This window comes from Acetatifactor aquisgranensis (assembly GCF_943193215.1).
Classification (GTDB): Bacteria; Bacillota; Clostridia; order Lachnospirales; family Lachnospiraceae; genus Acetatifactor; species Acetatifactor aquisgranensis.
Genome location: NZ_CALPDH010000044.1, coordinates 1 through 12,788, shown reverse-complemented (window position 1 = coordinate 12,788; position 12,788 = coordinate 1). Strand labels below are relative to the sequence as shown.

Annotated in this window: 17 protein-coding genes; 1 reads left to right on the top strand and 16 read right to left on the bottom strand. The window is 47.2% G+C overall.

Annotation, left to right across the window (positions count from 1 at the left end):
- Positions 1-59: 59 nt before the first annotated feature.
- The 16 genes from NFS35_RS25410 to NFS35_RS25335 all read right to left on the bottom strand — a co-directional run bounded on the left by NFS35_RS25410 (position 60) and on the right by NFS35_RS25335 (position 11,189).
- Positions 60-614 (bottom strand): DUF2815 family protein, encoded by a 555-nt coding sequence (locus NFS35_RS25410; RefSeq protein WP_016227732.1) that lies wholly within the window; start codon positions 612-614, stop codon positions 60-62.
- Positions 615-619: 5 nt separating this feature from the next.
- On the bottom strand, positions 620-1,753 hold the full coding sequence (locus tag NFS35_RS25405) for a DUF2800 domain-containing protein (RefSeq protein WP_251209847.1): 1,134 nt from the start codon (positions 1,751-1,753) through the stop codon (positions 620-622).
- Positions 1,753-2,073, bottom strand: coding sequence for a hypothetical protein (locus NFS35_RS25400; protein ID WP_251209824.1), 321 nt, complete (start codon positions 2,071-2,073; stop codon positions 1,753-1,755). Before NFS35_RS25400 ends, NFS35_RS25405 begins: the two co-directional genes overlap by 1 nt.
- Positions 2,074-2,388, bottom strand: a complete 315-nt coding sequence (locus NFS35_RS25395) for a DUF7768 domain-containing protein (RefSeq protein WP_251209823.1) — start codon at positions 2,386-2,388, stop codon at positions 2,074-2,076.
- Entirely contained in the window at positions 2,388-2,546 is a 159-nt protein-coding gene (locus tag NFS35_RS25390; RefSeq protein WP_016226768.1) for a hypothetical protein, read from the bottom strand. The genes NFS35_RS25395 and NFS35_RS25390 overlap by 1 nt, the downstream gene beginning before the upstream one ends.
- A 144-nt stretch (positions 2,547-2,690) precedes the next feature.
- On the bottom strand, positions 2,691-3,131 hold the full coding sequence (locus tag NFS35_RS25385; protein WP_251209822.1) for a sigma-70 RNA polymerase sigma factor region 4 domain-containing protein: 441 nt from the start codon (positions 3,129-3,131) through the stop codon (positions 2,691-2,693).
- A gap of 342 nt (positions 3,132-3,473) precedes the next feature.
- Positions 3,474-3,653, bottom strand: a complete 180-nt coding sequence (locus tag NFS35_RS25380) for a hypothetical protein (protein ID WP_251209821.1) — start codon at positions 3,651-3,653, stop codon at positions 3,474-3,476.
- Between the two features lie 97 nt (positions 3,654-3,750).
- On the bottom strand, positions 3,751-4,023 hold the full coding sequence (locus NFS35_RS25375; RefSeq protein ID WP_251209820.1) for a hypothetical protein: 273 nt from the start codon (positions 4,021-4,023) through the stop codon (positions 3,751-3,753).
- A 37-nt stretch (positions 4,024-4,060) separates the two neighbouring features.
- On the bottom strand, positions 4,061-5,272 hold the full coding sequence (locus NFS35_RS25370; RefSeq protein WP_103239341.1) for a DUF4885 family protein: 1,212 nt from the start codon (positions 5,270-5,272) through the stop codon (positions 4,061-4,063).
- A gap of 134 nt (positions 5,273-5,406) precedes the next feature.
- Entirely contained in the window at positions 5,407-5,739 is a 333-nt protein-coding gene (locus tag NFS35_RS25365; RefSeq protein ID WP_103239340.1) for a hypothetical protein, read from the bottom strand.
- A 100-nt stretch (positions 5,740-5,839) separates the two neighbouring features.
- Complete coding sequence (locus NFS35_RS25360; protein ID WP_103239339.1) at positions 5,840-6,502, bottom strand: hypothetical protein; 663 nt, start codon at positions 6,500-6,502, stop codon at positions 5,840-5,842.
- Between the two features lie 136 nt (positions 6,503-6,638).
- Positions 6,639-7,358, bottom strand: coding sequence for a DUF6033 family protein (locus tag NFS35_RS25355; RefSeq protein ID WP_103239338.1), 720 nt, complete (start codon positions 7,356-7,358; stop codon positions 6,639-6,641).
- Between the two features lie 138 nt (positions 7,359-7,496).
- Complete coding sequence (locus NFS35_RS25350; protein WP_330640458.1) at positions 7,497-8,237, bottom strand: DUF6033 family protein; 741 nt, start codon at positions 8,235-8,237, stop codon at positions 7,497-7,499.
- Positions 8,238-8,325: 88 nt separating this feature from the next.
- A complete protein-coding gene (locus tag NFS35_RS25345; RefSeq protein ID WP_103239337.1) occupies positions 8,326-9,000 on the bottom strand; it encodes a hypothetical protein in 675 nt (224 codons plus the stop codon).
- Positions 9,001-9,042: 42 nt separating this feature from the next.
- Complete coding sequence (locus tag NFS35_RS25340; protein ID WP_103239336.1) at positions 9,043-10,461, bottom strand: sensor histidine kinase; 1,419 nt, start codon at positions 10,459-10,461, stop codon at positions 9,043-9,045.
- Positions 10,458-11,189 carry a LytR/AlgR family response regulator transcription factor gene (locus NFS35_RS25335; protein ID WP_103239335.1) on the bottom strand — a complete coding sequence of 244 codons (732 nt, stop codon included), beginning with the start codon at positions 11,187-11,189 and terminating at the stop codon, positions 10,458-10,460. The genes NFS35_RS25340 and NFS35_RS25335 overlap by 4 nt, the downstream gene beginning before the upstream one ends.
- A gap of 914 nt (positions 11,190-12,103) precedes the next feature.
- On the opposite strand from NFS35_RS25335, the gene NFS35_RS25330 reads away from it, so the two are divergent.
- Positions 12,104-12,655 (top strand): type III toxin-antitoxin system ToxN/AbiQ family toxin, encoded by a 552-nt coding sequence (locus NFS35_RS25330; RefSeq protein ID WP_251209819.1) that lies wholly within the window; start codon positions 12,104-12,106, stop codon positions 12,653-12,655.
- Positions 12,656-12,788 lie beyond the last annotated feature (133 nt).

Here is a 12,788-nt window from a genome sequence, read left to right as displayed (position 1 = left end):
AGCCTCCCTCCTTCCGTACTTTGGATGACGGGCGGCAGTTCCCCGCCGCCCTGTTATGCCTATCCAAGAAAATCTTCCTCGTCATCCACTTCCACCGCGTCAAAGTCATCCTCTGCGTTCGTCCTGCCGCCCAGCGACTCCCCGTCACGCAGCTTCTGGATGTTGCCAAGCCCTGCGGCGATGCCCTTATTGCCGTTGGTGGAAAAGCCGTAGAAGTTCACGCTGATCCTGCCATAGCACCCGGAATATACCTCCGACTGGTCGAGGATAGGCTGTACGTTTTTATCCACCACCTGCGGCGCCTGCTTGCTGTTGGCGTTGAAGAAGTAGCTGTCCGCATAAGCCTCATCCTCCGGGCGGTCAATGTCGCCGTCCCTTAAGGGGAGTTTTAAGTTCGCCGGGACCTTGCCGCCCCACTTGGAGACGGAATCCTTCTTTGCCTGCTCGATTGCCCTTTTTATTTTCTCAATGGTCTCCGTGTCCGACTTCGGTATGATGGCCGATACGGAATACTTGGGGTCCCCGTCGCTGACTGCGTTGGGCTCCCAGCAGTGCAGGTAGGAAAACCTGCACGGTACGATCACTTTTGTAAGGTTTGCATTTTCATTACTCATGGTATTCATTCCTCCTTAAAATCCGCCTCTGCGGTTGCTGCAACAATCTCCTGCCTCTTGTCCGATTCCGGCACTAAGGTCACCTTGCCCTGCGGCTTGTAGACCAGCTTCCCAAGCACCTCTGCAAATTTCTTCTTCCCAAGCAGGCGCTCCATCTCCGTAATGCCGATGAGCGTCTTTTTGTAGATATCCGTGTACCCGGCTTTCTGCGCCGCCTGCGCCACTTCCTCCTCATCCGTGTATTTCCTGTTGCTCCTGCCCTCGACTAACTTAAAGCCGGCCCACTTCTTACCCTTAGTGACCGCCTCGTCCTGCGCGTAGGCGTAGACGTCCGCTGACCATTTGGCAAGCTCGTCCGCCACTTTCAGGACTTCCGCGATTTCCTCATCCGTAAGGAGCGGAGGCTGCTTGAACTCCATCTGCGCCAGCCGCAGGTATTCCTCCGCCCTTGCCCTGCAGGTGTTCTTCGCCCTGCAGAAACGGCACCAGTCGCCGGAGCGGTACTCACCCTCTCCCTTGATGGCAAGCACGGCCTTTGGCTTCAGTTCCATCTCCACCCATTCCATCAGGTCCTTTACGGAAATCTCCCATGTGCTGACGGATTCCAGCCTCGGCTGGTAGATTGTCATTCGGATAATCTCAATGTCATAGAGGGCATCGAACAGTTCCAGTGCGCCAAGCCCGTACAGCATCATCTGCGGGTTCCACTCCGCATCCACCGGCACGCCTTTCCCGTATTTAAAGTCAATGACGGTAAGGATATGGTCAGCAACGATCAGAAGGTCACCCGTCCCGAATCCCTCCGGCACATAGGCGGAGTAGTCCAGCCGCTGCTCGATCAGCACCACCGGGTCCGCACATTCCTGCCTTGCCAGCTCCACCTGCTCCATCGCAAAGGCCACATACCCGTCCGTGCATTCCTCCATCTCGTCACACTGGTAATCCGACACCGGGCGTTTTGACCGCCTCTTTAATGCTTTTTTCAGCTTATGCTCCGCAAGTGCGTGGGCGGCGGTGCCTTCCTCGGCATAGACGCTGCCGCCCGGTTCATCCCTGAACTGCTCCTCCAGCCTTGCGGAAGGCGTGCAGGAGAGCCACCGCTTGGAGGAAGATGCGGAAAGAAGTGCGTGTTTCCCCATCACAGCACCTGCGCTTCCTGCATCAGCGCCGGGTAGTCCTCCGGCTTCACCGCCGAGAGCTTCGCCGCGCCGTACTTCTGCAAAAGTTCCTTTATTTCCTTCGACTTCCCTTCCTGCGTTTTCTGCGCCATCAGTGCGCGGATGCCCTCCAGCGTGGCAGGCTGTTCCTGCGCCGCATCCTGCTTCTGTGCTTTTTCCGTAGCTGATGGCTGTGCCTTTACAGCTTTCTCCTTCGTTCCGCCTTCCGCTTTGGCAAGTCCCCGCAGGCCTTCCGCCACGATGGAGAACCCTTCCGCAATCCTCAATAATTCACTTCCCATTTACATTCCCTCCGTTTCCTTAAAAATGATTTCCTTTCCCTGTTCTGTGGCATAGGCGATCTCCGCCGCCATCCCTTCGGTGGCTTCCCCGAACACCCACACCTCGTCACACAGGGCGAGCAGCTCCATCCCCACAGCAATGCCGAGCAGCCTTTCTTCCTCGATGCCCTCGTTCAAAAACTGCGGGAATAAGAGGTGCGGCGCAATGGGGAGATGCCCTTCCTCACACGCCATGCGGCAGTAGACCGCCGCTTTCCTTGCATTCCCCTCCATGTCGCCGCGGAAGGGGCTGCAGATAAAAACCTTCTTACGCATCAGCGCCTCCATCCTTTCTTCATTTTCCTGTCATGCGCCGCCTTTGCGGCTTCATAGGCTTCCACTTCCTTCTCGATCTGCATCAGCTTGGCGGCGAGGCTCTTCGCCACGATGCTGATCGCCTGCAAGATGCCGATAAGCTCCTGTGACTTTTCCATAGGCTCCGTTCCTCCTTTCCGGGACAGTTAAACCTATCCCCTTCACTGTCGTAATGACACTTTTTTGAAAACAGGCAATGAAAAATGAAACATTTTTGAAAACCGTTCGACAAACGTATCTTTTCCTGTCGAATAAAGGAAGAACTACACATCAATACCACGTTCCCGGAAAAAATGGCGCAGTTTCTCCATGACCTTGTTTTTGCGGAAATCAAGCGTCCGCCTGTTGCCGCCCGTTACCCGTGCATATTCGTAGACGCTCATTTCCTCCCCGAACACTTTCATGGCAAGCTCCCGCTCTTCTGGCAGGAGGGAATCCATAGCATCACGAAGGACATCCAGCAGCATCCTCTTTTCCGCCAGTTCCTCCATGCTCTCCGAAAAAAACTCCGTCCGCATATCGTTCTCTTTCCATTCCTCGTAGGATTCTTCCGTATAGCCGTTCTGCTCCATCGCTTCCCGGTTCCTCTGCTCCTTTTTCTTCATCTGCCACCACGGGCGGTAGTATTTCAGATATTCCTCTTCCGTAGCATTCATTGTGAATTCTTCGTTCCCTGACTTGATTGTGATTTTCCTAAAAGACATAAAGCGTTCCTTCCTTTACGCCTTCGTAAAGTTAGGAACGCTCTCATTCAGATGTGGGACTGGCTTTGAAAAAAAGGCAAAAAATGGCCCTGAGAAAGCTCTTTGTAAGAAATCTAAAATAATTCACTAGCTTTACTCCGGCCATTCGTGACTCGACACAATGCGGTCCCACTCGCTCGGTACATATTCAGTTATCCGGCATGGCTGACCTGCCAAGCCGCACAATGGGAATTTCCAAAAATTTCCATTGATAACTTTAGTATGACCATAAAAGAAACGCTTTAATCTATAAAAATAAAAATAACAGGATACCTTCCTGCCATTCTTTCCCACTATGTATATTTATCTTTTTCCTTTCGGTTTCCAGTACACCTTTATTACCCTGCCGCAGTTAGGGCATTTCAGCGACACGATAATCCAGCCGGAACCCGTCTCCCCAATATCACAGGCCCGTTTCTTGCACCATCTCTCCGGGCATTTCATTTTCCGGATAATACCACCTCCTCTCCCCCAAAAATACATCTATTGCTATCTCCCCGCACTGATATGGAACAAGGGAACCAAACATGAACACTTCACGTTTGGTTCCCTTTTATCGTTTGTGCTTTATGTATTCTTCTTATGCCCTCGCAACAAATCCGCCCTGAACTTCCATCCCGGCAATGCCGGAATTTATCTCCTGCCTTGCCGCATGGTACGCATCATAATAGGCAGCCTTCAAAGCCCCGTGTACCTGTGTCTCCGCCTTCGACTCCTTCTCATGCCAGCCCACACCCACCGTGTAGGTCAGTATCTCGTCTCCGTTCCCGTCATACACATGGACTCCGCCGCCGGACTGGAACTCGGCTTCATACGGCTCGCCAAACAGGATGCACAGCCACCTCCTGTCCACCGATTCCCTTTTATCACTTGTGCATTATTTGTTTTCATCACTTATTTGTCACGCTGTACCAACTGGAACCTATCGTGTCCTTGATCCATTCGCTGTCCTGTGCATAAACGATGGACTGCTTCGTGTCAATCAGCCTGCCCGACTGGAAGAGTATGCTGAGATTCATATCTGCCACATTGTTCCAGCCCTTCCCGGAAATCTCTGAAATCATCCCGCATATCCACTGCTTTACCTGCGCCTTGTAATCACACGGAACCGTGCCTGACTTATCCACTGCTGTCCTGACCAGTTCCTTTATGTCCTCTCCGTCCTTTGTATAATAAGTTCCGCCCCTCTCATCCAGTTCATTCAGTTTCAGCCCGATATATTCATACACCTGCTGGAATGCCTGAAACTTCAACTTGGAATCCGCAGAAACCTGCGAACTGTTGCACCCGTCCTGCGTAGAGCAGGTGAGGATATGCTTATACAGGTTCTTCCCATTGCTCCCCTGATTGAGCGCCTGTTCCATTGGCTGCTTAAGCGAATCGTCCACGCCATCGACTGAAATATAATAACTGTATGGATCAACCGTAAAAGAGCAGGTGTCCGGAATCCCTGCAGTGTCAATCCCCGCGCCCGACAGGATATTGGATATCTGCCTGTTTATAGTCTGGCGTTTAAACATGATCCTGTCATTATCCTTCACATCCCCGTATATCTCAATTCCCCTGAAAAGGGAATCCTGATAACTTACGCCGTTTATCTTTCCGTCCTTATACATCTGCATTTCATAGTTATAGGCAATCCGGCGCTCTGTTTCTGTCAGATTCGCTTCATAATACTGTGAGCCTTTGTCATAATATTTCCCGTAGATATATTCTTCTGGGTTGGAATGCGTCTTTGCCTCTGCCGCCAGTTTTGAATATTTATCCGTCAGTGCCGCCCGGAATGCTTCGGAACTGTCCGTGTATGTAACAGCATTGACATCAATCTCACTACCCGCATTTTCCAATGCCGCGCGATTGCTTTCCCTGGCATCATCTATATATTTCTGCAGGTCAATCGTGCTATCTACGCTTGTGTTCCGCGTCCTGCCCGATATGCTTTTCTTCATGGACAGTTCCTGCGCCTCGCTACTTATGGTGACGGTATCCCTCCTGCCGGACTGCATATTCTTATTAGTTTTTGTGTTCTGTACCTTTCTGCCAAACATAATGTCAAGCAGTGTCTGATTCCGCCTAATTTGATTATTAAGAAAAATATTCATTTATACTTTCTCCACTCCTTTTACTCCCCGCCATCCACCAAAGCCGCCCCTGCTCCCCGATTTGCCAATCTGCCGGAAAACAGGGATGCCTGCTTATCCTCTGTGGGGCATTGGTGTTAATCTATCATAATCCTTTATAAGCAGCCTTCCAGTTTTACCAAAAACAACTGATAAAATGCTCTCTCCTTCACCTGCTGTCTCTGCACCTCAATGCTTTTTACGCTGTCCGGGGAAAGCGGATGGTCTAAATCATAAAGTGCCTGTTCCGTTGCCCTGATTGCTGACTGCACTGTGCTTCCGAGGATATCGTTTGTCCCGCCGATGCCGTTCATCCAGTTCTCAGCGCGCTGCACCATCATCTGTGATAAATGTGTCAGCATACCGTTCCCAGACATATCCACCTTTTTCGTACTGTCAGTGTAACTTGTTACATAACTGCTGTAATTGCTTGTAATCTCCATTGCCATAATTTTGTCCTCCTAAAAATTTTTATTTTGAATGGCGGCTCCTCTGTCATTCGGAGCCGCCCATGCCCCCTTATGGTAAGTCCGGGCATAATGCCCTTTATCAGCCAAGCAGAGAAGCACTGCCCGCAACAGTTTCCATCATAACATTGGCATCATATGCATCAGCCACTTTTGCCATCTGCCTCTCACTGCTCCATGACTGCGACAGTCTGCTTTTCTCCAGTTCCATCTTTGCAATCTTTTCATTCAACATTTCCTGCTGCTGTTTTTTTGCCTGCGCCCTCTTTTCCAGATATTCCTCCAGAAGCTCCTTCTGCCTGTCTTTCTTTTCACTCGTCTTCTTATAAAAACTGTCCTGAGAACGCGCGTAAAATTCCGAATCATTATTAACTGACCATCCATCAGCCCTATAGTCTTTAGCTGTAGCTCCTACTGTAATTACCAAAGAACAATCCGGGGCCGGAGCAACAGAACCCGTCATATCACGCCTAATCACAGATAACATCTGTTCCCTGTACTTTGGATCATCTTTCATATTCTTAAATGCTTCTTCTGATATGTTAACAGCCACATTTGCTATTGTTCTATCCCTTGGTATCCTCTCAAGTTCGGCATAAAATTCTTTTTTGAATGCCGCCATTTCCTCTGCTTCCGATAATTCCCGCATACCGCTTGTTTCTTCTGTGTTGTTTACACTCTTTGAACTTTTCGTTACCGTCACATTGTTCTGATAATAATTCTGTCCTACTCCATTTATGCTCATTTCCAATATCCTCCAATTATTTTAATATCACGGCTCTTCTGTCGTTCAGAGCCGTCCATGCCCTCTCGCAATAAGTCCGGGCATTCCGCAGGGGCAAAGGTTTCTGCGCCTCTGCGGAATAGGGTGTAAAGATTATTTACGCCTTTATATCAAAACCTGCTCCCGTAGATACTGATGTACCAGAAATTGCAGCTATAAGGTTCTGCGTAACGCTTTTTACATCGGTATCTGTAGCCGTTACCGTGAACGTATCTGCTCCTCTGTCTTCTATCAACTTTTCCATCTGCTCCTTCTTCTCTGCCCTTTTTTCCGCCTGTCTCTTAGTCGCCTTTTCTTCTAAAATTTTTCTTTCCTCTCGCTTTTTCTCTAATCTTTCTTTTTGCTTCTTTTCCGTATTCAGTGTAGTTGAATTTTGTTTTGAACCACTTGTTCTTGTCATACCACCACAAGTAACGGAAGCATTCCCATCGGCATCTATTACAGTTGTAACACCATGTATCACTGCATTATCAGCTTTGGCTTGTGCAAACATTCTATTTTGTCCTGGAACTGCACCAGTTAAATTAAACTCTACTTTCTTAGCAAATTCTGGATCATTTGCCATTTTCTTTAAACATTCGCTGGAAAGATTTATTACCACTTTATTTTCATTTCCGCTCATAAGACCACTACCTGTATTAAAAGTAATGTTAGGGAACTTCTTGCACAATTTCTCGTAATATGCCTGCACCTTATCCTTGCTGTTTGTTGATGTGTTTGTCTTTACCTCCGATGCCGCCTTGCTGTCTGTCTTCTTCGTAGTGTCGGTGTAGCTTGCTACGTAACTACTGTAATTGTTTGTAATCTCCATTGCCATAATAATCATCCTCCTTAAAAAATTTTGAATGGCGACCCCTCTGTCATTCGGAGCCGCCCATGCCCCCTTATGGTAAGTCCGGGCATTCCGCAGGGGCAAGGGTTTATGCGCCTCTGCGGAATCGGATGTAAGGATTATTTACGCCTTTATATCAAAACCTGCTCCTGCGGGCGTAGACATACCCAAAGATGCTGCTATAACTTTCTGCGTAACAGCTTTTATATCCGTGCCTGTGGCGCTTACGGTATATCCGTCTGTATCTGCCGCTGCTTCATTCGCCGCTTTCCTTTCTGCCCGTCTTTCCGCGGCCTTTTCTTCCTCTGCCTTTTTCTCCTCCCGCCTTTTAGCCGCTTTTTCTTCCTGCTCTTTCTTTTCTTTTGCTTTCCTCTCAGCGTTCTCTCTGGCTATTTTCCCATCCGGATCGTTTGTACTGCCGCTCATCATGGAGATATTACCATTATCATCTATCTTATAAGTGGCATAGGTCACTACAGGACTACCCGGTGCCATTTTCACAGAGTTACAAAGCGATTTAACGCTATCGGGAATAGCCGCCAGATTTTCCTCCAAATATTTAGCTTTCTCCGGGTCATTCATACACTTCTTTAAGAATGCTCCCGATACAGATACTGTTGTCGGAACACCCTGCATTGAGGTAGTCCCCGTATTCATATAGCTGTACTTGCCCTGCAAATATTTGGAATAATCATTCACATTGCTATAACCCGTCTTGATCTGCTCCGTTTTGGTTCCGCCGGTTGGAGTTTTCAGCTCCACCGTACTTGTTTTTACACTTTCCTCTGCCTTTTTTGCGGAATTTGTGTACCCCGCATAAGTGTTTGTGTAATCCGTTACTCCTGAAATTGCCATAATAATCATCCTCCTTAAAAATTTTTGAATGGTGGCCCTTCTGTCATTCGGAGCCGCCCATGCCCCCTTATGGTAAGTCCGGGCATAATGCCCTTCATCAGCCAAGCAGGGAAGCACTGCCCGTGGCAGTTTCCGTCATAACATTGGCGTCATAAGTATTTGCCGCTTCTGCCATCTGCCTCTCACTGCTCCATGACTGCGACAGCCTGCTTCTCTCCTGCTCCGCCTTTGCAATCTTTTCATTCAATATTTCCTGCTGCTGTTTTTTCGTCTGCGCCCTCTTTTCCAGATATTCCTCCAGAATCTCCTTCTGCCTGTCTTTCTTTTCACTTGTCTTCTTAAAAAAACTGTTCCCAGAACGGGCATAAAATTCCGAATCATAACCGACAGGCCACGAATCGCCCCGATATTCTTTTATTGTTGCGCCAACTGTAAACACTCCAGAACAGTTTCTTGGCGCCAGCGAACTCCCCAAATCCCTTTTGAGCAATGAAAGGATTTTTTCCCTGTATTCCGGGTCATCTTTCATAGCCTTAAACCCTGCTTCTGAAATATTGATAGCAACATTGTTTAATGTCTTATGTATTGTTATCTTGGAAAGGTCTTCATAGAATTCCTTCTTGAATAATTCCATTTCTTCCGCTTCCGATAATTCCTTTGTCTCGCCTGTTTTCTCCAATGCAAATTTCTCCGTGCCATTCACATTTTTTGTGTTTTTCGTTGTTGCCACATTGTTCTGATAATAATTCTGTCCTACTCCGCTGATTGCCATTTTCTAATCCTCCATTTTTTGTTTTCAGTTAAAAGCATCCTGTTACTTATTCTTTTCCGCTTCCACCTCCCCCTGCTGCAGCATGACCGTCACATGGAATACATCCCCTTTCACTTTTATGTTTACACCACCAAAATACCGCTCTGCCATCTCCCTCACATTGGAAAGCCCGATTCCATGCTCCGTGATGATTCCGGGCAGGGTACTCTGTTTCGTTGTAGGCGGTGCCGAGCCGCCACGCACCTGCACAGGCACAGCCCCGTCAAAGCTGTTCTCCACATCCAGCAGTAAAAACTGTTTCTTCCGTTTCAGGACAAGGCTTATGAATCCCTTTCCCGGCTCCAGTTTCTCACAGGCTTCTATGGCATTATCCAGAAGGTTGTTCAGTATGATCCCCATGTCAAATACCGGGATTTCCCCGCCGTACCGGAAATCAGCTTCAAACCGGATGCCCGCTTTCTCCGCCCTGCGGCATTTGTCATTGATGATGACATCCGTCACCGCATTTCCCGTCACATATTTATACTCCAGCTCCTGCATGGTCTCATCCATCCGCCGGACATAATCCTCAATCTCCCCGTACTCCCCGGCTCCTGCCAGCCCCTTGATGTTCGCCATGTGGTTCTTCATCTCATGGCGCACCTTCCGGATACTGCCGTAAAAATTCTCTGCTTCCTCCAGCCGCTTTTTCATGGCTTTGACCTGCTGTTCCTCCACAAAATGCTTCTGCCTTTCATCAAGCAGAATACGGTATCTCTGCCAGAAATAGATCAGTGCGGCTTCCCCTGCAAATATGAAGACTGCTATCATGGGAACCTTCCATAGCAGATCCGGCTTTTCATCAAACAGGATAAACGCACCGCTTCCTATATTTACAATCAACAGGCCGCTTACCACACCTGCAATCAGGCTTCCCACAAAATTCAACACGGAAAGCAGGAATACGTCCTGCCATGCCATTATGCCCGTCCCTTTGATGATACTGCGCAGAATGACCGTCATCGCCACAAATAATGCCGTATAAAGGAAAACAGATAAAGCCATCCCGACTGCTATGCAATGGTACACCTGCTGTTGATAATTCCCCGATAAAGCATCCAAATCCTTCATCATCATGTCTGTTATTTTTATATAAATGCTATTTGCTATCAGAAAGCTCAGGCAGTGGAGGTTATAAAAGCCAAGTATCACGAAGACCGCTTTGCCAATCTGTTTTTTATAATTCACTGCCCCATATCCCAATATTGCCAAAGCTAAAACGGCATACCTGACCCATGATGCACATGGCAGAAACCATAATCCCATATTTGCAAGCATGAATATGACTGCCGCAATGCCATCCCTTTTCCCCTTCTTTACATTGAAAGCTGTCGCCCACAAAACAAGGAACATTATGGCTTGTATGATTATCTTCCACATATCCAATATGTTATTGGCCATTTCAAATCCTGACTGGCTCATAGGCTTTCCTCCGAAATGTAATCCATATATGCCTGCACAAAGCCGTCATACTTATACCTTGAAAGCAGGAGTTTATCCCCATTCGCCATCCTTACCTCTGTCTTATCGTAGCCTTCCACATGGAAAAGGTTGATAAGATAGCCCCGGTGGATGCGGTAAAACTGCCCCGCCAGTTCTTCCTCCAGGTCACCGATTTTTGCATAATACTCTATATTTCCGCTTTTCAGGTACAGGACGATATTATGGTTCCGGCTCTCCATGTAATAAATATCATTCAGCGGTATGGCTTTTCCCTCGCCGCCATACTGGATCACAAGTTTTTTCTTTCCCTGTTCTGCTTCGGATAAAATCTGCCCCACTGCCCGGCCAAACACCCCCGAAAACTTCTGTTCATCCACGGGCTTCACCAGATACTGGAACGCCCCTACGTCAAAGGCGTCATAGACATATTTTTCATAGCCCGTGACAAATATGATGATTGGCTGCCTGCGTGCATCCATGCCCCGGATATGCCTTGCCAGCCCCATACCGTCCAGCTCCGTGCCGGAGTCTCCCATCTCTATATCCAAGAACACCAGATCGTGTTCTTTCCCATCCGCCAGATACTCGTCAGCAGAGGCATATTCCGTAATGCTGCATTCTGTACCCTGCTTTTTGATGAGTGAAACAAGGTAGCCCCTTATATTTTTTTCATCATCACATACTGCAATTTTTACCGTGTCCGCCACCTCCAGTCTTCAACTAACTTATCGGAAAAAATAGGGGAATTTCTAACGCCTACTTCGTGAATGGTTAATCTGGCTACGTGAATCGCAGATTTTTCATTTTTTTGGTCTAATATTTTTCGCCTTTCATCCGATAAGGCCATCCGCCTATTACCTCTGACCTCCCCAACTGCCAAGTTAATAATCCAGTGTGGGGGAAAATGACAGAACGCCGCATATGGGGCGATTTCCCATAGCGGCGGTTAGCACTTTATCTGCCAAATTTCAACAGCATTTTCAGACAATTTAGCGAAACCCTTATACTATTTGGCAAAACCCTATACAATTTGGCAAAACCATACTTTTTGGCAAAAGTCCGGGGTTTCGCCAAATTGTATCCGATATTTCCTTATCGCCATATTCACAGCCCTATCCCAAAACGCAAAAAAGAGGAGCCCACCAGCCGCTCCGGTGAACCCCTCTACGCTCAAAATCCCTTGATTTCAAGCCATTTCTTTATACTTTCGCCAAATCGTACTCAAATTCCTATGGCATCAATTATTGATAGCCGCCTGTGCCGCTGTTAGATTATGATGACTTTTACCCCTCTTTACCCCATTTACCCCACCCAATTCGACATTCGACAAACGAGATTCGACAAAATCCCCTTGCTTTTATGCGGAATCCGGCATAAAATCATTTCAGCGGAATTTTTCATTTTTATTGACATATTTCCCGCAAAAACGTATAATAATATCAGAGATGGGAAACCATCGTCAGGAGAGTTCCTGCCAGACAGTGGAAAACTTTATATTCAGGAGAGTTCCTGCCAGATAGTGGAAAACTTTATCAATCAGGAGATTCCCTGCCAGACAGTGGGAAACTTTAAAATCAAAGGGTGATCGCCATGATCGCCCTTTTCTCTGTAGGAGATACCAATGAGCGAATTAAAACTATATGAAATATCTGAGGAATATATCTCATATATCAGTACCGTTGAAAAAAATGTTTTTTCCTCAAAGAAAAATGACCGGAACCATACACGGAAGTATCTGGGCATTGTATACAGCATTAACGGGTATAACTATTACATCCCCCTTTCCTCACCTAAAAATTCTGATTACCGAATGGAAAATGGAGTACAGAAAATCCGGGGAAGCATTGTTCCCATCATCCGCATCACTTCCCAATCCTCATCCGGGGAATTGGAATTAAAGGGAACATTGAAACTGAGTAATATGATTCCAGTTCCTGCATCGGAATTAACCTTGTATGATATGGAGCATGAACCAGACTTATTCTATAAGGCTCTCATACATAAAGAAATGCTTTTTATCCGTAAAAATAAAAACAAAATTATCCAGAATGCAAAAATTCTCTATAAGCAGAAAAAGGAGAACAACCCTGCCATTGGATACCTGAAAAGCACCGTTGATTTTTCATTACTCGAACAGATGCACGATAAATTTATTGAAAAGAAAAGTAATTAGCCAAAAAAGCCGGACGCCACAAGCAGTTTTCCGGCTTTTTTCTTTTTCCGCTTGCAATCCTAAAAGTCGAATAATCAGTACTCAAAACATCAGAACGCTGGAACCCCCAGTTTGTCAAGAAATAATTGGTCCC